This window comes from Burkholderia sp. PAMC 26561, assembly GCF_001557535.2.
GTDB lineage: Bacteria > Pseudomonadota > Gammaproteobacteria > Burkholderiales > Burkholderiaceae > Caballeronia.
Map to the genome: position 1 here is coordinate 92780 of NZ_CP014308.1, position 19609 is coordinate 112388.

Below are 19609 nucleotides of genomic sequence, written 5' to 3' on the forward strand. Positions count from 1 at the left end.
GCCTCAAAGGCCCGGCATAGGCACAGAGTTGCCGACTTACACCAGAATGAAACAATCAAAAAGAAGCTGGGATTTTCAAGGCTAAGGCTTCGTCCGCCCCGAGAAGCGCCGCACGGATTTCACCTGCTTTGAATAGCTCTATTGACAGCGACAAAAGTTTTTTACTCGACGGATTCGAATTCGGCAAGCGATCGACATCGAGAAGCAGGCGCTCAACGTCCTCGCGCAGGCCGTCTGAATAACTTCCGGCCGTTGTTTCGGCTTCGGCCAAGCGTGAGAGCGACGCCAAGACAACGCGCAAGTCCGCGGCATGAAGGGGAATAATCGGATTGGTCATAATTTATCGTAGGAGGGCGGTTTCAAACTTGAAGTGCGACATGGGCAATGAGATCTTGCTTGAGTTGAAAGAATACTTCGTAGTGAGACTGGAAGCCGAGGATTTTGCGAGGGCGATGATTGAGGGCATGCTCAATGGCAGTGAGTTCCTGATGCGAGACGTCGCTCATGTCCATACCTTTGGGAGGAATCCGCGGATGACGTCGGGTACCTCGGATGCAAATCCAGCGCCTGCCCGTTAGGGCAATGCTGAAAAAGATCAACGATCTTGGCTGACAATGCGTTTAATTGGAATGAGACAACACACACTAGCGATGGCAGAAGATCAAGGCACGGACTTCGAACTTTACCGTCGGCCGACCAAGCGCGACGTATTCCTTGCGACCATGGAGAAGGTGGTTCCGTGGGAGCAGTTATGCGAGTTGGTCGAGCCTTACTATCCGAAGGGCGTGGGCGGACGTCCTTCGGTTGGACTGGAGCGCATGTTAAGAATGTATTTCGTGCAGCACTGGTTCAATCTTGCGGATGTTGCGTGCGAAGAGGCATTGCTCGATAGCACTGCACTGCGGCGCTTCGTGGGAATCGACCTCGGGCGAGAACGCGTACCGGATGGCACGACGCTATTGAAATTCCGCCGCCTTCTTGAAACTCATGATCTCGGCGCGCAGCTGTTCGTGAAAGTGAGTGAAGTGCTGCAAGGCCAGGGACTAAAGATTGGCACGGGCACGATCGTCGACGCCACGATTATCGGCGCACCGAGTTCCACGAAGAATAAAGACAAGGCGCGCGATCCGGAGATGCATCAAACGAGAAAAGGCCAGCAATGGTATTTCGGAATGAAGTTGCATATCGGCGTGGACAGTCAAACGGGACTGACGCATAGCGCTGTAGTTACAGCGGCAAACGTGCATGACAAGCACGCATTGCCTGATCTGCTCCAAGGGGACGAACAACGTGTGTACGGTGACAGTGCATATGCGAGCCAAAAGGAGCTGATGGCAAGCAAAGCGCCCAAGGCGAAAGACTTTACCAATGACCGCGTAAAAAACCGCCTTGGTGAAGTCGATGAGCTCAAGCGGGCAAAGAATCACAATAAATCAAAGATACGCGCTCGGGTAGAGCATGTATTTGCGGTGGTGAAGCGGCTTTGGGGATTTGGCAAAGTTCGCTATCGCGGACTTGCGAAAAATGCTAATCGGGCTTTCGCTGCTCTGGCGCTGGCGAATCTTTACATGAGTCGCTCGCGACTGAAGGGGCAACTCCGTCCGAAGGTCTAGGAGACCGCCTAAAAATGGGCTTAAGCGCGGTGAAATCCGAACTTAAACGCCTATGAATCGATGCAATTGAGTGACTTTTCATCATCTCACTTAGCAGCGAACTCGAATGTCACAGAACCGCAGGTTCTTCAGCGTAGCCTTAGGTGAGGCCAGGAACTTTCCGTTCGTTTATGGTGTCAGCGCTCGATGCCGGCATCTCCGACAATTGCGCCTGCCCGCGGCCTCAATGTCGGCATTCAAGATAGTCTGCGCGCTCATTGGGCAGCAGGCTCAGGAAGACGCCGGTTTGCTTGAGCCCGAGCATCGCAAGACGCTCGGTTTTCACTACCGGATGATTGGCGCACCGGCATACTGGATCGCGCTCGCCGATCAATTGGTCGAACATGCCAAAGCCGGGATCACACGCGAGGTCACAGCGCTCGGACCTTTCGCCGGACTGCGGGGGAGCACGCGGGCGCTATTGCTCGCGTAGTGAATCGAAAAATGTCACGCAACTGAAGGCCGCAATTGCTACGGGCGCCGTCACCTTGGACGAAGACATCGCAAGCAACGGCTTAACGCGCCGACGTTGGGCCGAACTGCGGACATGGCTGACTCGACAACCGGGCTGAATGTGCATGCCTCCCGCATCGCTTCTTCCGCCTGCTCGCGACACCGGTAGAAGGCGCATCGCTGCTTTCGTGTAAGTAAAGGCGCGCATAGGGTTGGGGACGACGGGCCGGCGTTCAACGATCGATTGACGCGACCCAGGCCGCCTTCAACGTCGCCTTGAGGTCATCCTCACCACGACGACAGTCACGATAACATCCCAAGAAGGGCAGTAAAAGCGAGGGTGTTCTTCGATGTCGAGAAGTCCGCGTCTATCATCGCTCTCAACAAAATTGATAGAGGCGACCCCGCGCGACTGTAGCCGTCTGAGTCCGCTGCGGGTCCGCCGTCGGGGCTTGCCCACGGGGCGCCTAAGAGAAAGCCCGCGAGAGCATTAGTTACGACAGCAACACACGGATTTTGTTTCGGCGTCTGGCGAACCTTGCTTAGTGTCCTGACCTTATATTTTTTGAATTTTCTAGCCAATTCCTTCTCTGCGCAATGCGACGTGTCGCCCGCCAATGTGGCGACGGTGTCCGGCGCGCCCGGCGTTCCACTAAAAATTCGAAAAAAACTGTCGGAACGAATGGGGCCACCTCTGTTGTGCGTTCAACGGTTCAACCGCAGTCGGCAAAGCGAGCGGCCGATGCTCAAGCGTCGTCTGATTAAAGCGGTATTAGTTAGACATCGAATCGACCAGGCAAATGTACCGGCTCCGGTTGTTTGGACACGCTTTTGCAGTTCAGGCGGCCAGCTTAATCAGGTTTTCCTGACGGGCTTCGAGGGGTGATTTGAAGCCCAGCTTTTCAAGACGCCAGTCGCGGTTGTATCGATCCTTGAACGCGACAGCGGCGGCACGATCCTCCTCCAGGTTTTCGAAGATGCGTCCATGAATAGCCTGTTCCTTCATTGTCCGATTGAATCGCTCGGCAACGCCGTTGGTCTGCGGCTCGGCGACGAAGGCGTAGCTCGGCGCGATGCCCCAGAACCTGATCTGGTCGCGAAAGTCGTCCGAGGTGTACTGCGAACCATGATCCATGCGCAGCGACAGCCCGCGACCCGCGTCGGCACCCACGGAGCCAAACTCGCCCAGCAGCCCCTGGGAGATCGGCTCGAGGGCGGCGAAACGGTCACCAATTTTCGCGGCATGAATGCCGGTGCACATGCCGTCGCAGTGATCGACGGCGCAGAATATCCACACCATGCCGTCGTCCACGGTCGCGATGCGCACGCCGTCGGTACCCCACATTTGATTGGGGCGATCAGTTGTAATCCGGCCGTCGTGAAGGTTGGGTTCGCCTCGCGCTTGACGATGCGGCGAGAGCAGACTGTGCTCCCGCATCAGCCGCAACACGCGGGTCCGGGAGACACGGATGTCATGCAGGATGCGCAGCCGTGCCCAGACCTTGCGATGCCCCTCGCCCTTGAAGGGCGAAGCCGCCAGATCGTCACGGATGGCCTTGAGCAGGTCAGCATCGGGCATCTTCGGCTTCGGCCCACGCCTGCGCACAACCATCGGCGTCACGCCGGCGCTCGCTATGGCACGTACGGCGTAGATCGTCGAGCGTGGGAAGTCGAGCACCTGGCAAACCCGTTGCAATCCAAACCCCCTGCGTCACACTAGATGTCGCCTCTGAATTTTCTTAATCCGAAGAACTCAGAGGTGCAGGTTGTGAATGCCAAACAGACGTATTCTGTCGAATTCAGGGAGCAGGCGCTGGCAAAGGTCCTGCAACGCGGCAACCGGTCCGTAGGAACGGTTGCCGCGGAACTGAACATGAACGTATTAACTTTGAGGAAGTGGATCCGCGTGTCTAACGCCGCAAACCGCAACCCGGGGCCAGTCGATGCACGACGCCCGGAAGATTGGTCCTTGGAAGAGCGCCTGCTGGCATTGCAGCAGAGCCATGGACTGAGCGACGAGGCACTAAGCGCGTGGTGCCGTGAACGTGGCTTGTTTGTTCATCATCTGGACCAGTGGCGCGCCCAGTTTTGCTCGGCCGGCACCGCGAGCAGCGCACGTGCAAACGCTCCAGAACTGCGCGAGCTGAAACAGGCCAATGCGCAGCTGCAGCGCGAATTGAAACGCAAGGAAAAGGCTTTAGCGGAGGCGGCCGCGTTGCTGATACTTTCAAAAAAGTACCAGGCGCTGTTCGGGGACGAGGACGAATGAGCTCCCCCGAAGAGCGTGCGACATTGCAGGAGCTGATCGGCAAGGCGACTACAGCCGGGGCTCGTCAGGCACGCGCATGTGCTGTGCTCGGGCTAAGCGCGCGCACCGTGCAGCGCTGGCAAGGCGGCGGTCCTGAAGCAGTGGATGGGCGCGCCTTACGCCATCATGATGCTGTTCACAAGCTGTCGACCGATGAGCGCGCTGAACTGCTGGCGGTGGCCAACTCTGTCGAATTCGCTCATCTGCCACCGAGCCAAATCGTCCCTCGATTGGCCGACCAGGGCCGCTACATCGCCTCAGAATCGACGTTCTACCGGGTGCTGCGTGAAGAGAAACAGCTTGCTCATCGGCGCAGTGAACAACCAGCGCGCGCCCGCAGCAAGCCTCGCGCAGTTTGTGCCGACGAGCCCAATCAATTGTTCAGCTGGGATATCACTTACCTGCCGACGACAGTTCGCGGGCAGTATTTCTATCTCTATCTGTTCATGGACGTATTCAGTCGGATGGTCGTCGGCTGGCAGGTCTACGCTGAAGAGAGCAGCGCCCAGGCCAGCGAGCTTCTGAAGGACCTATGTGCACGTGAAGCGATCAAACCGGGTCAGGTGATTTTGCATTCGGATAACGGCGGCCCAATGAAGGGTGCCACGATGCTCGCCACCCTGCAGGCTCTGGGTGTCATGCCGTCATTGAGTCGACCGGGCGTGAGCAACGACAACCCGTTCTCGGAATCGTTGTTCAAAACACTGAAGTATCGGCCGGCCTATCCTCTGCAGGCGTTCGACACTCTATTTGCCGCGCGCGCTTGGGTCACCGTGTTGGTGCGCTGGTATAACCACGAACATCGTCACAGCGCGATCCGTTTCGTCACGCCTGCCCAACGGCACGCCAACCTCGACCAGCAGATCCTCGATCGCCGCGCGATGCTCTACGAGGCGGCAAAGCAGCGCAACCCGCTACGATGGAAAGGCCCCACTCGAAACTGGAAGCGCGTAAAAACGGTCCATCTGAATCCCGATCAGATAGACAACTTCGAACCCATCAAACGCGACCACCGACAGGAGCAAAAAGCCGCCTAAATCTAATCGTTGAGGCGACATCTAGCTTGAAATCTACCGCAAAGGGCTTGCCGACGCTCACGGAGATCTCGTGGCTCATGTCGATGATCTCCGAGCGCTCAAAGGGCGACGGGCCTGCCGCTCGCGTTCCTTGTTCAAAATCTCGATTGTCATCGTGAGCTCGCCGACGCGCCGGACGGCCTCGTTGAGTCGGGCTTCCAACGGATCGCTAGTGCGTGCCTTCAGGCCTGCCTCCATGCCCGCCAGAGCCTGTTCACGCCAGCATTCAAGCTCGGCGATCGTCACGCCAACTTCGCGCGACACGGCATCGACGGGTTCGCCGCGCAGCAATCGAAGCACCACGCCGCGTTTGCGCCCGGTCGACCAGCGTTTGACTTCGGCGGTGCCAGAGGCGCTTCCAGTCGCGCTACGCGCGCCTTCCAACGACTCTGGCGCAACTGCATTCGCATCAGCTTTCTTCAACATGAACTACTCCAGTTTGGAACACACGTTTTACCCTAAATCTGTGTCCAAAAAAACCGGAGGCGCCGCAAATCGACCAGGCAAAGGACCGTAATCGGTCGCACCGAGAGTCGAGCTGCTACAGCTATGCTTCGGTGAGCTTCAGAAACTCGACATTGGGCCGTTAATAGAGAAATCGGCGTATTTACGTCTCAAGCATTAAATGAAGTGGAATTCAGGTGCGACCGCGAAGCCATGATCCTCGGCACGGACCCACACGCGAACGATTCACGGGAAAACCCGGATGAGCTAGACCAAAGGCGAAAATGGGCTCCAAAAACGAGGAAGTAAAGGCCAACAATGTACCGTTGATATTTAATCGGCTACTCACCGCTGCTGCGCGGGCCGCGGATTGCGAGTTAGGTGTTCTGTATCGTGCGACAACGGAAGGCCTTGTCGTAGCCGCGCATTTGGGGGATGCCGACAACTACTCGTTCGGCTGTGGGTTTACGTTTCTTGACCGAATTCAAGCCAAAGAGTGCCAACCGTTTGTTCTCGAGACTGAGGCAGGTATCGATGGCTGGCCCTCACGCACCGACGAATCGACCTCTGCAGGTGTAGTTGCCCGCTTTGTTGTGGTCGTGCCCCTGGTAGACGCCGACGGTGCCTTTGACGGCCAGCTCATTCTAGGATCGTTAGCCGCGCGGGGAAGGCTGAGCGCTGCTCAACACTTTGTTTTGGGGACGATCGGGGCACAAATAGTGGTAGCCAATCAACAGTCGGCGTCTCAACGAGCGATTGTTGATGCTGCGCAGCCCCAGCAACTGGTGAGCGAGAACGCGCGATCAACCGAGCGGCTGAGACTGCTCGAATCCGCCGTCGTCAATGCACGCGATTCGATACTCATTACGGAAGCTGAACCGATTACGCTACCAGGGCCGCGCATTGTTTATTGCAATCCGGCCTTCACGAGGACCACCGGATACACCGAATCGGACGTCTTGGGTCGTACGCCTCGAATTCTTCATGGGCCTGCCACGGATCGTAAAGCGCTCGCCACGCTCAAAGCGGCATTGCAGGCGTGGCGCCCGATCGAGATTGAACTGCTGAACTACAAAAAGGACGGTACACCTTTCTGGGTCGAGCTGAGTATCGTCCCCGTCGCTGACGAGACAGGGTGGTTCACGCATTGGGTTTCGGTTCAGCGTGATACGAGCGAGCGCAAAGAGGCGCAAATCGCGGCATTGCGAGCGCAGGCAGCGGAAAAGGAACGCGAGGCGTTGGCGGTGTCACTTGCTGAACGACAACTCGCACAGCAAGCGCTCGAGTACGCAGCAACGCATGACGAACTCACCGCGCTTTGTAATCGTGCCTTTGTGATGCAACGGATCGATGCGGCACTCCGGTCCTGCGATAAACTCGTCGGCAGCGAAGGCCGGCAAGATCGCGGCGGCGCTGTTTTTTTCCTGGACCTCGACGGGTTCAAGCTCGTGAATGACAGTTTTGGACACGCGGTCGGCGATGCATTGTTGGTCGAGGTCGCAACACGGCTCGCTCAATGCGTGCGTCCCTCGGACGTGCTCGCGCGTTTAGCGGGAGACGAGTTCGTCATTTTTGTTGAGCGCCGCGAAAGTCGCGACGCCTTGGAAACAATCGCCAGAGGCATCAAGGCTGCGCTTTGCCGTTCTTTCTCGCTTCTTCCTGGGGACCTTGTTCTTTCGTGCAGCATCGGAATCCTTGAACTCTCGGAAGCATATACCAGCGCAAGCGAGGTCCTGCGGGACGCGGACGCCGCCATGTATGCGGCAAAACACAGCGGTAGCGGGAGTTTCGAGTTTTTTCAGCCTTCGATGCATGAGCGGGCGCTCGAGGTTTTATCGCTCCAGGCTGATTTGAGGAAGGCCGCGCAAGCGAACGCATTTGAGGTTTACTACCAGCCCATCTTCGACTCGGCTCTGCACCGCATAATTGGGGTTGAAGCGCTGGTTCGCTGGACCCACGAACGGCGGGGGCAGGTGTCGCCGGCGAAATTCATACCTCTTGCCGAACAGCTCGGGATTGTCGGTGCGATCGATCGGTGGGTGCTTAAAACCGCCGTTGCTCAGGTGGGTATATGGCAGCGCGAATTCCCCGAGCTATCGTTGCATTTAAATGTCAACGTTTCCGCACTTGAGCTTCGTGAACCCTCCTTTCTTCGCAATCTGGTTCACGTCACTGACGCTGCCGGATTTACCCTTTCAGATTTGCAGATTGAAATCACCGAAGGCGTTTTGCTTGATGATTCGCCATCAACGGAGGCGATGTTCGTGGCGCTAAGGAGCAAGGGAGTGCGCATCGCCTTGGATGACTTCGGCACCGGTTATTCTTCTTTGGCGTACTTGGACCGCTACCCGATCGACACGCTGAAAATTGACCGCTCATTCGTGATGCGGATGTTGCAAAAACCCAGGACAATGTCGATCTTGCGAAGCATTGTTTTACTGGCGAAGAATCTTGAACTCGACGTTGTCGCCGAAGGCGTAGAGACGCAAGAGCAAATGGCGGCGCTCGCTTCTATGGGCTGCAATCGTCTTCAGGGGTTCTTGCTGTGCAGGCCGCTTCCGACTGTGGAAATATCTGCCCTGCTCAGAGCGCGCGTAGACGCACGCAGGCCTACGTTCTCGATATGAAAACATTCCTCGCGTGTTCCGGGTGACTTCATGTCCCAACGCATGAGCGCAACTGTTTCAGCGGTGTGCGGTTTGGCTAGGGTCCATTGTGCGTATTTCGGATGAAGGTGACCGGCCGTTTCGGGATCGTGACCGGCGATTACGGCAACGTGACCGGCCGTTTCGGGAACGTGACCGAGCGGACCAGACAGCAGGATTGGCGTTGCGCATGACATCAATCACGCGGGTTATGCTCGCCGGCTTTGGCCGGAGAGACGATGCCCGCGCACCGGATGAACATGCGCATGTATATGAACGCCTCCCGTTTGCGAAGCAGTTTCGAAATCTGACAAGTGGATGGACTGCTGCTGTATATCCGTACATGGACTCCCGCCTATGAGCAAGATCGGTTTGCATTTTGAGGGTCACGACTGCGTCCGTACATTCGGCTTCTGATGTGCTTACTGCCGCACGAGCCATCATGGAAATCTGCGCGCTTGCTCCTCATCGGCCTTCTGGCTTCGTACTGCAGCCGTCGGATATATCAGGATCTGCAAGCGCCGGTCCGACCGGTTCGCCATGCTTGCCGCTTCTTGCGCAATCGCGGAAGAAATGAAACAGTACTCGATATCTGAAGCCTGCTATGCAGCCCTGAAACAGCCGTTGCCCGTCAATATGGCCCAAGCGATGCGCGCCGTCTTGTTCGCCAGGGCGATCGCCGCGATGCTCACGTGACGGCGTTGCATAACGGATTTGATCCACTGGCTGTGACTGTCATTGCGCCGACTCACGAAGTGCATTACCGCGCGGGCACCCTGTACAAGCAAAGTTCTTAGATAAGTGTCGCCGCGCTTTGTGATACCGCCTAATCGCGTTTTGCCTCCACTCGATCTTTGCATCGGCGTTAGCCCCAGCCAGGCTGCGAACTGTCTCCCATTCTTGAACTGCGAGGGATCGCCCACACTGCTCACGAGCGCAGTCGCAATAACCGGCCCAATTCCCGGAACTGTAGCGAGCCGCTGGCAGGCCTCATTGCTTTTGAATATCTCCGCTATCTCGGTGGCAAGTTCGTCGAGCCATTGCTGCAATGCCTTCAGTTGCTCAAGGTACATTGATCCAAGCCGTCTTAGCAAAGTGGTGATGCCGGAATCGGGGTCGTTGACCAGCGCCATCACCCCCTTTTTTAACTGCGGAAGACCAATCGGGAAGATCACACCCTCTTCGGCAAACATGCTTCGGATCTGATTGGACTTGGCAGTACGCTCCAGGACCAGTCGTTGGCGCATGCGATGCACCGATTGCAGCGACTGCTGTTCCGCGCTTTTTATCGCGACAAAGTGGATGCCCGCACGAGTGACTGCTGCACAGATCGCAGCCGCGTCATTCGCATCGTTTTGCCGCCGATGAGGAATGGCTTTACGTACTGCGTTGGTAGCAACCGGACCGTATGACCTAAGGCAGTCAATTCACGAGCCCAAAAATGCGATCCGTGGCAGGCCTCGATGCCAATCAGACCAGATTCGAGTTTTGCGAAGAACTTCAGCACGTCACTTCGGCGAAGCTTTCGCTGAATGACCACTTTCCCGTGGCGATCAACGCCGTGAATCTGAAACACGTTTTTTGCGATGTCTAGACCGATGGTAAGCGTAGGCATTGACGTTCTCCCAGGAGTTGGTGCGGTCAGTGTCGCCCCGGAGGGGGCGGGAGTCCATACCATCAGCCTTGCTACAGCGCTAGGCGCGCACTGTGGGCCTCGATGAAATCCGCTTACTCACGCCTCTTTGATCAAACGAGCTGCAAGCTCGTATGCGCATTCAGGTTTGGCGAGTACCGGTCCGACCTATTTTGTCATCGCTTTCGACTGCCAACGCAACCTTTGATCCTGCCTGGACGAACGCCGTCGTAAGAACGGATAGTGATTAGGCAGGTTCAATACTGACGTGCCCTGGCTCGTACGGCTGGCCGTGACTTAGAACGGCCCAGATTGTCCTCGCCATTTTGTTTGCTATTGCGACCACCACGACGTTTGGCGGTCTCCGCTTCTTAATTTCTTCTAACCACGAGTTAGGCTGCTTGAATCGGTACAGCACACTTCTTGCCCCGTGAATTAATAAAGTTCGCAAGTAAGTATCACCACGTCTGCTAATTCTTCCAAGCGTAACCTTACCCCCGGAACCGTTTTGCTTAGGGACCAGACCGACCCACGCGGCGAATTCACGGCCCGATCGAAACGCACCTACGTCGCCCATCGACGCGATAGCCGCGGTGGCTGTCAAGATGCCAACGCCTGGAATCGCAGTGATTGCTCTAACGTTGTTGTCGTTAAGTGCCGCTTGTTTGAGGCGACGCTCGATCGTGGAAACCTGTTCGTCAATCTTCGATAACGCTGCCCATTGCTCCCGTAGCGTATCGATGAGCGCCGTTGGAAGCCGTTCGGAAACCGGTTGTTCTGCGCGACGTATCGGAAAGGAAAATCAGCAGCGACGAGCTCACGCGTCTTTTGACGACCGATCATCTGACCGGAGCGATGAATCGCGCCCATTTTTTCAAGGTCGCAGAGAAGGAAGTTGCCCGGTCGAAGCGGTCGGGCAAATCGCTTTCGTTTGTAATGATCGATGCGGATCACTTCAAGAAAATCAACGATACAGCAGGGCACCAGGCAGGCGATAAGGTCCTGGAAAGAATTGTCGCGGAGGCGAGGCGTTCCCTTCGCTCTATCGATGTGATTGCGCGCCTCGGAGGGGAGGAGTTTTGCCTGATGCTGCCCGGTACGTCGGCGGATGGCGCGGCGCTGATCGCAGAACGCATCCGCGCGACCATCGAAGCCAGCCGGATCGATACCGCCGTGGGTGAGCAGGTAGTGACCGTCAGTCTTGGTTGCGCGTCCTTATCGCACGCGTTAGCGTCGATGCACGACCTGCTCGCCGCTGCAGACAAGTCACTATATGCGGCAAAGGCGGCAGGCAGGAACCGGGTGGCGGATTGACGTACTGAAGAGCGCTGATGCTGCTCAATGCTTCACACCGAGCGTGCGGAGGTAGAGGCGCGTCAGTGGCTTGGTCGACAGATGCTACGACAGCGGACAGTTTGAGGCATAGCCACAAATATCAAAACGCGCGCTGAGAGAGGCGCAATAACGATCATGGGCGTCATCTGTGCTTAACGCCTAATTTTGGTCTGACATATCGCGCTCAAGCGGCATCTCCTGCGCGCTTCACTTTCTCGCAAACAGCGCACAGCTCGATTCGCTTGATGCGAATCGCCGAAGTCACCCAAATCCGTCGATCACTTTCTGTCTATAGTCACACCCGCCATCATGCCGTACCACTCCTAACAGTTTGACAAAGCCGACTTAAGAGAACGCGATTTGTGCCGTAAAGAGAGACTTACATACAACGGCCGGACGCTTCCGCACGAGGCGCACGTGAAAGCATGGTGTCAAAACGATCAAACTGTCTCGCGTTCGCGGCCTGCGTCGCGTTCGCCGGCCAAGCTCACGCCGATGACGCGACCGGCGGCAAGTTGCTGCTGACCGGCGGCGTGTCCGAATTAGAAGGCGCGGGGGTGGCGGCCTCACGCCGTGGGCAGTGATCGGCGGCTACGGAACGGCGTCGCAGGTCGGCGGCAGTGCGTATGGAACCTACTTGCGCACCCAAGACTTCGCGCTCGCCACTTATGGCGCCGCGCTCGGCGTCGCGAACCGCGTCGAATTGTCGGTCGCGCGGCAGACCTTCGACACACGCGATGCCGGCGCCGCACTCGGCCTCGGCTCCAGCTTCAAGTTCAACCAGGATATCGCCGGGATGAAGGTGCGGCTCTTCGGCGACGCCGTGCTCGATCAGGACACCTGGATCCCGCAAATGGCGGTCGGCATCCAGTTCAAGCACAACGAGCAGGGCGACATCGTCAAAGCGGTCGGCGCCGACAGCAATTCCGGCACCGATTTCTACCTGTCGGCGACCAAGCTGCTGCTCGCGCAAAGCATCCTGCTGAACGGCACGCTGCGCTTCACGAAGGCCAACCAGTTCGGCCTGCTCGGCTTCGGCGGCGACAAGTCGAACGCCTACCACCCTGAATGGGAACTGTCGGCAGCGTACATGCTGTCGAAGTCCGTCGTGATCGGCGGCGAATACCGCGCCAAGCCCGACAACCTCGGCTTCGCGCGCGAACAGAACGCCTACGATGCGTTCGTCGCGTGGGCGCCCACCAAGCACGTCTCGCTCACCCTCGCATATGTGGCGCTCGGCGACATCGCCACGTTCAGAAATCAGCGCGGCGCTTACCTCTCACTCCAGGCGGGCTTCTAATGCATGCCATCCTCACGCGCGTGTTCGCCGCCTGCGCGATTCTTCTGGCGGCGATGCTCGCCACGCCCGCGCACGCCGACGACGCGGTCTACCGGACCTTCGGCGAGAAGCCCGGCCTCATCGCCATCACCGACGATCTCTACGCCAACCTACTCGCCGACCCGCGCACCGCACCGTACTTCGAGAACGCGCCGATCCGCCGCATCAAGGAAAAGCTCGTCGAGCAGTTCTGCGCGCTGCTTGGCGGACCCTGTACCTATACTGGCCGCACCATGAAGCGTGCGCACGAAGGCCAGAACATTGACCGCGCCGCGTTTGACGCGATGGTCGAAAATCTGCAGAAGGCGATGGACAAGCACGGCGTGCCGTTTCACGCGCAGAACCAGCTTCTCGCGAAACTCGCACCGATGTATCGCGACATCCAGGACCGCGAATAGCGAGCGCTGGCACCGCTCAAGTTTTCTGCTCGCGCTCCGTTAATACGATCGGGGCGTCACACTCGCGCGCTCAACTGGAAGACTTCAATGTTATCGACCAAAATTGTGGCCTTCGGCCTGGCGTTTCTCGCCGCATGCGGCGCGCACGCGGCGACGCTGCGCGTTCAGGTCGTCGACCAGGCGGGCGCGCCGCTGCAGGACGCCATAGTCTACGTGAGCCCGGCGAGTGGCAAGCTGCCCACGACCAAACCCGTAGGCGCGGTGATCGACCAGATCAAGCGGCAGTTTGTGCCGCTCGTATCGGTGGCGCAGACGGGCGCGGCCATTGCGTTCCCGAACAAAGACAACATCGAGCACGACGTCTATTCGTTTTCGCCCGCGAAGAAATTCGAACTCAACCTGTATCACGGCATTCCGGCAGCGCCAGTCGTCTTCGAAAAGCCCGGCCTCGTCGTGATGGGATGCAACATTCACGACGCAATGGTCGCGTACCTGCTGCTTGTCGACACGCCGTATTTCGCCAAGACCGATGCGAGCGGCAACGCGACCATTGACAACGTGCCCGCCGACGCGCTCAAGGTCACCGCGTGGCATTACCGCATGACCACTCCCGACGCTCAGCCGACGCAAAAGCTCGTTGCCGACGCCGGCGTCGCGAAGTTCGCATTGCCGCTCAAGCCGCAATAGGCCGCCATGCGACTTCACAGCCTGCGCGCCCGTATCGCCGTCGTCTTCGTGCTGTTGATGCTCGTCGCGCAGACCGCCGCCTATCTGGTGATCAGCTCTGTCATCACGTCGAACGCGCGCGCGAACGTCAACGACCAGTTGTCTGTGGCGGAGCGCGTCTTCAGGCAGGTGCTGCGTGCGAATGGCGAAAAGCTCACGCAGGCGGCGGGCGTCGTCGCATCGGACTTTGGCTTTCGGCAGGCGGTCGCGAGCCACGACGAGCGTACGGTCGCCTCGGCGCTGCAGAACCACGGCGAGCGCGTCAACGCAGACCTCGTGATGCTTGCGGGCCTCGACGGTAAGCTGATCGCCGACAGCCAGGGCACCCAGAGCGATGGCGCCGCGTTCCCGTTTCCGACCCTGCTGCACTCGGCGCAGCGCGGCGGCGACGCCTGGTCGATCGGCATGATCGACGGACGACCGTACGAGCTCGTCGCTGTGCCGGTGAAGGCACCGGTGACGATCGCGTGGGTCGCGATGGGCTTTCTGATCGACGACACGCTGGCAAGCGACATGGGCAGGCTGACCGCGCTCGACGTCTCCTTCCTCGAGCGCCACGCCGATGGCACCTGGGGCGTGCTCGCCAGTTCGCTGCCGATGTTGGAGCGCCCCGTGATTCGCGCCGGCACAAATTTCACCGACGGCAGCCACGCGGATCGCGTCATCACGCTCAACGCCGGCGGCGACGCGATGGTGGTTCTCCTGCAGCGCTCGATGGAGGACGCACTCGCGCCGTTTCACCGCCTGCACACCACGCTGCTGCTGATTACCCTAGTAGGCGTGCTGGTGTCAATCGTCGGTAGCGTATTGATCGCGCGCAGCGTGACACGGCCGATCGCGGCACTCACGCGCTTCTCGCGCCGCATCGGTCGGGGCGACTACGCTGAGCCGCTCCTGATCCATCGGCACGACGAGATCGGCGAGCTGGCGGCGTCATTCAACCAGATGCAGGTCGGTATCGCCGAGCGCGAACTGCGCATCACCGAGCTCGCCTACATGGACCAGCTGACCGGGCTGCCGAACCGCGCACTCTTCAACGACCGGCTGCAGCAGGCAATCAGCGTCGCGATGCACGCGGAGCATCCGCTCGCGGTGATGATGATGGACCTCGACCGCTTCAAGTACGTGAACGACACGCTCGGCCATCCGATCGGCGACCTGTTGCTGTGCGAGGTGGCGAAACGCCTGCGCGCGTCTCTGCATCGCGGCTCCGACACCGTCGCGCGCCTGGGCGGCGACGAGTTCGCCATCCTTCTGCCGACCGACGACATCGGGGCGGCGAAGCTGATCGCACATCGCCTCCTGAAGGCGCTCGAATCGCCGACCATGATCGAAGGCCAACTGGTGGATATCGGCGCGAGCATCGGCATCGTCACGTATCCGCACAACGGCGTCGACATGAACGCGCTACTGCGGCGCGCGGACATCGCCATGTACACGGCGAAGCGCACTAATTCGGGATTCGCGCTCTACGATGAAAGCCACGACCACAACAGCGCCGAGCGGCTCTCGCTGATGGGCGAACTGCGCCAAGCCGTCGAGCACGACCAGTTGACGCTTCACTACCAACCGAAGGTCGATCTCGCGACCCACACCGTCAAGTACGTGGAGGCGCTCGTGCGCTGGGACCATCCGACGCGCGGCTTCATAGCGCCGGACCAGTTTATCCCGTTCGCCGAGCAGACAGGCTACATCAAGACGGTATCGCGCTGGGTCGCCGACAAGGCGATCCACCAGTGCGCGATCTGGCACGCGCAGGGCATCGACCTGGCAGTGTCGATCAACGTCTCCGCGCGCGAGCTGATCCAGTCGTCGCTGCCTGACACTTTCGCTGCGCTGCTCGCCAAGTACAGCGTGAAACCGGAGTGGATCTGGATCGAGATCACGGAAAGCGCCATCATGGACGACCCGAATCACGCCATCGAGACGCTCGACCGCCTGCACGCGCTCGGGATCCGGCTATCGATCGACGACTTCGGCACGGGCTATTCGTCGTTGTCTTACCTGAAGCGCATGCCCGTCGACGAATTGAAGATCGACAAGTCCTTCGTGCTGGGCATGGCCGAACACAAGGACGACGAGACGATCGTGCGCTCGACAATCGACCTCGGCCACAACATGGGGCTGAAAGTGGTGGCCGAAGGCGTAGAGACCGAAGCGATTATGATGCAGTTGAAGGACCTGCGGTGCGACCTGGTGCAGGGTTATCACCTAAGCCGGCCGCTGCCGCCGGCAAAGCTGGAGGTGTGGCTGGCCGGCTGGGAGACCGAGTGGCGAAACGCGCGCGCAGCGGACGACGACATCAACGAAGCGCTCGCGCCAGCCGTGTAAGCGCATTCGATCAGGGCACCGGAACGTAAAGCCTTTACAAGCCAAATATTTGGCATCGCTCGACATCGAACCCGAACCCGAACGTTTCAGCCCATCTGGATCACCGGGCCAATGCACGCTGAGTCCATTATGCCCCTAACGCCTGCAAAGCTCCAAGCATCGAGGCCAAGTAAGCCGATGCTTAGGGACCAACTCGGGAATGGATACGACGAAGCGTTCGTCCCGCTACTTGCAACGGCGGAAACGGCGATCCGGAGGTGTTCTGCAGGCTGCTCAAGGATCACCAAGGCAAAATTATAGGAAGAAACGGATCTTCAATTCGCAGTGCGATTAGAAAAGGATCTGGATCTTTGGGGATGTACGAACGGCCGCAACGCCACCTTGTTCTGGCAAGACCACATCGTTTGCACTGAGTGACATTGAACCCTCGTTTCGCGGCATTTCTGTGTAAGCTTTAATTTTACATAATTATATACCGCTTTTTGTTATGTTATCCTAACTATTTGCCATTTCTCGGTCTCGGGGTTTTGTTACGAATTCCTCGGGCGTATCCGACCAGCCTATCAGCAAGTCCTACATCAAAGGCAATGGTTGACCGTAATCGCGCCTACAAGCGACGGTCGATTGGATTGAAAGCGGACGCTCCGTCATTGATGGAAGGAATGCGCCTTCGAAAACGCGGTAGATCAGTGCACTACTTGCGATTATCGAAAGAATCATCGCCTGTAAGAAGTTGCTCGATGCGAAGCATATCGAGCGGCTTCGCGAAATGCGCATCGAAGCCCGCATCGAGCGCCCTTTGCACGTCTTCGGGCTGAGCGTAGCCGCTTATCGCAACCAATCTTGTCTTCGCCGGAAGCTTTCGCCGCAGTGCCTGCGCGACCTCATATCCGTTTATATCGGGAAGCCCGATATCGCACAGCACCAATTCATGCTGCTTATTCTCCGCTAGTGCGACCGCGCTGCGTCCGTTGTAACACACGTCAACCGTATGTCCCAACATGTCGGCAATCGCCGCAAGCGAATCGGCAGAGTCGGCATTGTCATCGACAATGAGTACCCGACGTGAGGACGTATTGCCGTCTATTTCGATTGCCGAGAAATCAGGCGCTGTCGATGCTGTAAGCTGTGTAAGCGGCAGTTCGATCGTGAACTGCGCGCCGGCATTTGCAATGTTCTTCGCCGCGACGCTCCCGCCGTGAAGGACGATTACTCCCTTAACGAGCGCGAGCCCGAGGCCGAGTCCGCCTTCCGTTCGCGCCAGATCTTGGCTCGCCTGAGTGAATGGGTCGAAGATGATCGGCAGCACGTCCGGCGCGATGCCCAATCCAGTATCAGTAACTTGAATAAGGGCGCTTCCGGCGCGCTTATGAGCCGTCACCGTTATTCGACCCCCTGTCGGCGTGAACTTCGCCGCATTGCCGAGCAGGTTCCCGAGCACCTGTGACAATCTGGTCTCATCACCTTCCACGAAGAGTCCCTCGCCTTCCACGACGACACAAAGTTCGAGGCCACGTGCTTGGGTCAAAGCGCGAGAGTCCTCCGCAGTGCGCCGGACCAGTGCAGCTAAGTCCACCTCCGCGCGCTGCAGTTCGATCTTGCCTGTCGCAATCCGCGTAACGTCAAGAAGGTCGTCCACGAGGTTGGTCAGATGTGTGACCTGACGGCTTATAACCTCTATTGCGTTTCTCGCTTGTTGCCCGGAAGGGTCGGCCCGGTCAAGAATGTAGAGGGAGTTCCGAATCGGAGCGAGCGGGTTTCGCAACTCGTGAGAAAGCATTGCCAGAAATTCGTCCTTGCGGCGGTTTGAGTCGTGCAAGGCTTGCTCTGCCTGCTTGCGTTCTGTCACATCGCGGGTCGTACCGGCGATGGCTTCCACGTCACCGTGAGGGCCCAGTACAGGCACAAATATATAGTCGTAAATGCGTCGGCCATAGGCGCCCTCGAAGGGGACCTCTCCATGAACGGACTGTTTCGTAGCGACGACCTGTTCGATCTCCCGGTCATGCATCTCAGCATGCCATGGCTCATAACCGAGTTCGAGGCAATTTTTTCCGATCGCCTCGTCCCAAGTTCGGCTCCACATATTGAGCAGTACCTTATTGGCGTAGATGAACCGATGACTCAGGTCGAATACGTAGGCTAGGTCGGGAGAGTTTTCTAAGAACGATTCGTAAAGTCGGCGCCGGCGCTCAGACTCCGCAACGACTTTTTCAAGTTCTTCCTCGTTATGTAATCGTTCGCTGGCAGTTCGAATTCTTTCTGCCACCTCCCTGATAAAAGCCAGTTCCTCAGCGGTCCACTTTCGCGCCTTTTCATGATTGACGAACAACATTGCTACCAGCTCATTTTGCTCGATAATCGGAACATCGACGAACGCCCCTGCATTGCGCCGCTGCAACGCCGCTGATGCTTCCGCAGTACGATAGTCGTGCTCGACATCATTAATAGCGACGAATTTTCCTGCCTTTAAGTCGTCAATGAATGAACCATAATCGCGCAAATGCAGCCTGCCCGCCAAGCTCTCTACGCCCGGGGCGTTCCAATCCCGGATGACATGCAGTGTTTCGGCGACAGGATCAATAGTTCCGTAGCCCACTCTGCTTGCAGTGAGCGTTTCGCCCAGGACTTGGGAGGCCCCGTACATGATCTCTTCCGACGTCGTTGCGCCACGAACGAGATCGGCTAATTTAAGCAGCGCGTTGCGGCGGCTCTCGTCGTACATACGCGTTGTGACATCGCGAAAGTAGATCGCCAATCCGCCCCTGGCCGGATACACATTCACCTCATACCAACGGTCATGATCCGGATAGTAAGAACAAAACGCAACGGTCGTGCGCTCCTGTGCTACTTTCCGGTAGACCCTTTCGAACTCGCTGCCTACGGTGCCGGGATACACGTCCCAAATGCTTTTACCAAGCAACTCGCAGGCCTCGCGTGCCCAAATTGTTTCGGTCTGACGGCTTACATAACAAAACTGCCAATTTGCGTTGAGAGTGAAGAAGCCGTCCGTGATGCTATCGAGAATCGTCTCGGGGTCTCCCAGATCGACCTGATTTTCGGTAAAAGCATTTTGCATTGCGATGTCTCATAAAAAGGGGCGCTGCGGACGAACGTTTTATAAGGACAATTTATACTCGGAATGATAGGGGTTATCGACAATTCATCTCGGCAGAGACCGCCGCCTTTGGCTAAACCTGGTCCAAGTGAACTGCTGAGACGGGTCACTCAATTGCTGACGGTTATGTCGATATGTAGTCGGCGGGACG

At 58.0% G+C, this 19609-nt stretch carries 15 protein-coding genes and 2 pseudogenes; 10 read left to right on the forward strand and 7 right to left on the reverse strand.

The features are described from left to right. Window positions 1–55: 55 nt before the first annotated feature. Complete coding sequence (locus AXG89_RS23345; RefSeq protein WP_062172792.1) at window positions 56–337, reverse strand: hypothetical protein; 282 nt, start codon at window positions 335–337, stop codon at window positions 56–58. Window positions 338–359: 22 nt separating this feature from the next. After that, entirely contained in the window at window positions 360–506 is a 147-nt protein-coding gene (locus AXG89_RS42300; protein ID WP_162916113.1) for a hypothetical protein, read from the reverse strand. Between the two features lie 123 nt (window positions 507–629). Here AXG89_RS42300 and AXG89_RS23355 point away from each other — a divergent pair, with 123 nt between their 5' ends. Together AXG89_RS23355 and AXG89_RS23360 are read left to right on the forward strand one after the other, a co-directional pair. Then, window positions 630–1613: an IS5 family transposase gene (locus AXG89_RS23355; RefSeq protein WP_062172794.1), complete on the forward strand. Its 984-nt coding sequence runs from the start codon at window positions 630–632 to the stop codon at window positions 1611–1613. A 226-nt stretch (window positions 1614–1839) separates the two neighbouring features. Further along, entirely contained in the window at window positions 1840–2085 is a 246-nt protein-coding gene (locus tag AXG89_RS23360; protein ID WP_062172795.1) for a hypothetical protein, read from the forward strand. An 858-nt stretch (window positions 2086–2943) separates the two neighbouring features. On the opposite strand, the gene AXG89_RS23365 is transcribed toward AXG89_RS23360, so the two are convergent. Next, window positions 2944–3801, reverse strand: coding sequence for a DDE-type integrase/transposase/recombinase (locus AXG89_RS23365; protein ID WP_062172796.1), 858 nt, complete (start codon window positions 3799–3801; stop codon window positions 2944–2946). Between the two features lie 72 nt (window positions 3802–3873). On the opposite strand from AXG89_RS23365, the gene AXG89_RS23370 reads away from it, so the two are divergent. Continuing rightward, a protein-coding gene (locus AXG89_RS23370; protein WP_236873502.1) for an IS3 family transposase occupies window positions 3874–5450 on the forward strand; the annotation gives its coding sequence in 2 pieces (ribosomal slippage) (window positions 3874–4333 and window positions 4333–5450; 1578 coding nt in all). 75 nt (window positions 5451–5525) lie between these two features. Here AXG89_RS23370 and AXG89_RS23375 read toward each other — a convergent pair. Further along, a complete protein-coding gene (locus AXG89_RS23375; protein WP_062172801.1) occupies window positions 5526–5915 on the reverse strand; it encodes a transposase in 390 nt (129 codons plus the stop codon). A 302-nt stretch (window positions 5916–6217) separates the two neighbouring features. Here AXG89_RS23375 and AXG89_RS23380 point away from each other — a divergent pair, with 302 nt between their 5' ends. Continuing rightward, the gene (locus tag AXG89_RS23380; RefSeq protein WP_062172803.1) at window positions 6218–8560 is read left to right on the forward strand and encodes a putative bifunctional diguanylate cyclase/phosphodiesterase; all 2343 of its coding nucleotides are present in this window, start codon (window positions 6218–6220) and stop codon (window positions 8558–8560) included. Window positions 8561–9180: 620 nt separating this feature from the next. Here the strand turns inward: AXG89_RS23380 and AXG89_RS23390 are convergent. Both AXG89_RS23390 and AXG89_RS23395 read right to left on the reverse strand, forming a co-directional pair. After that, a pseudogene (locus AXG89_RS23390) lies at window positions 9181–10193 on the reverse strand (IS110 family transposase). 265 nt (window positions 10194–10458) lie between these two features. After that, window positions 10459–10980 (reverse strand): annotated as a pseudogene (locus AXG89_RS23395) (IS110 family transposase); the annotation flags it as partial. Window positions 10981–11039: 59 nt separating this feature from the next. Between AXG89_RS23395 and AXG89_RS23400 the strand changes: the two are divergent. From AXG89_RS23400 to AXG89_RS23420, 6 genes are all read left to right on the forward strand, one after another. Beyond that, window positions 11040–11525: a GGDEF domain-containing protein gene (locus tag AXG89_RS23400; RefSeq protein ID WP_442861758.1), complete on the forward strand. Its 486-nt coding sequence runs from the start codon at window positions 11040–11042 to the stop codon at window positions 11523–11525. A gap of 446 nt (window positions 11526–11971) precedes the next feature. Beyond that, window positions 11972–12130 (forward strand): hypothetical protein, encoded by a 159-nt coding sequence (locus AXG89_RS44365; RefSeq protein ID WP_335671980.1) that lies wholly within the window; start codon window positions 11972–11974, stop codon window positions 12128–12130. Continuing rightward, window positions 12127–12846, forward strand: coding sequence for a DUF3034 family protein (locus AXG89_RS23405; protein WP_335671981.1), 720 nt, complete (start codon window positions 12127–12129; stop codon window positions 12844–12846). Before AXG89_RS44365 ends, AXG89_RS23405 begins: the two co-directional genes overlap by 4 nt. Continuing rightward, entirely contained in the window at window positions 12846–13283 is a 438-nt protein-coding gene (locus AXG89_RS23410; RefSeq protein WP_062172806.1) for a group I truncated hemoglobin, read from the forward strand. The genes AXG89_RS23405 and AXG89_RS23410 overlap by 1 nt, the downstream gene beginning before the upstream one ends. A gap of 87 nt (window positions 13284–13370) precedes the next feature. Next, a complete protein-coding gene (locus tag AXG89_RS23415) occupies window positions 13371–13970 on the forward strand; it encodes a methylamine utilization protein (protein ID WP_062172808.1) in 600 nt (199 codons plus the stop codon). Between the two features lie 6 nt (window positions 13971–13976). Further along, the gene (locus AXG89_RS23420; protein WP_082771577.1) at window positions 13977–16340 is read left to right on the forward strand and encodes a putative bifunctional diguanylate cyclase/phosphodiesterase; all 2364 of its coding nucleotides are present in this window, start codon (window positions 13977–13979) and stop codon (window positions 16338–16340) included. Window positions 16341–17034: 694 nt separating this feature from the next. On the opposite strand, the gene AXG89_RS23425 is transcribed toward AXG89_RS23420, so the two are convergent. Next, a complete protein-coding gene (locus AXG89_RS23425) occupies window positions 17035–19419 on the reverse strand; it encodes a PAS domain-containing protein (RefSeq protein WP_062172810.1) in 2385 nt (794 codons plus the stop codon). Window positions 19420–19609: the final 190 nt, after the last annotated feature.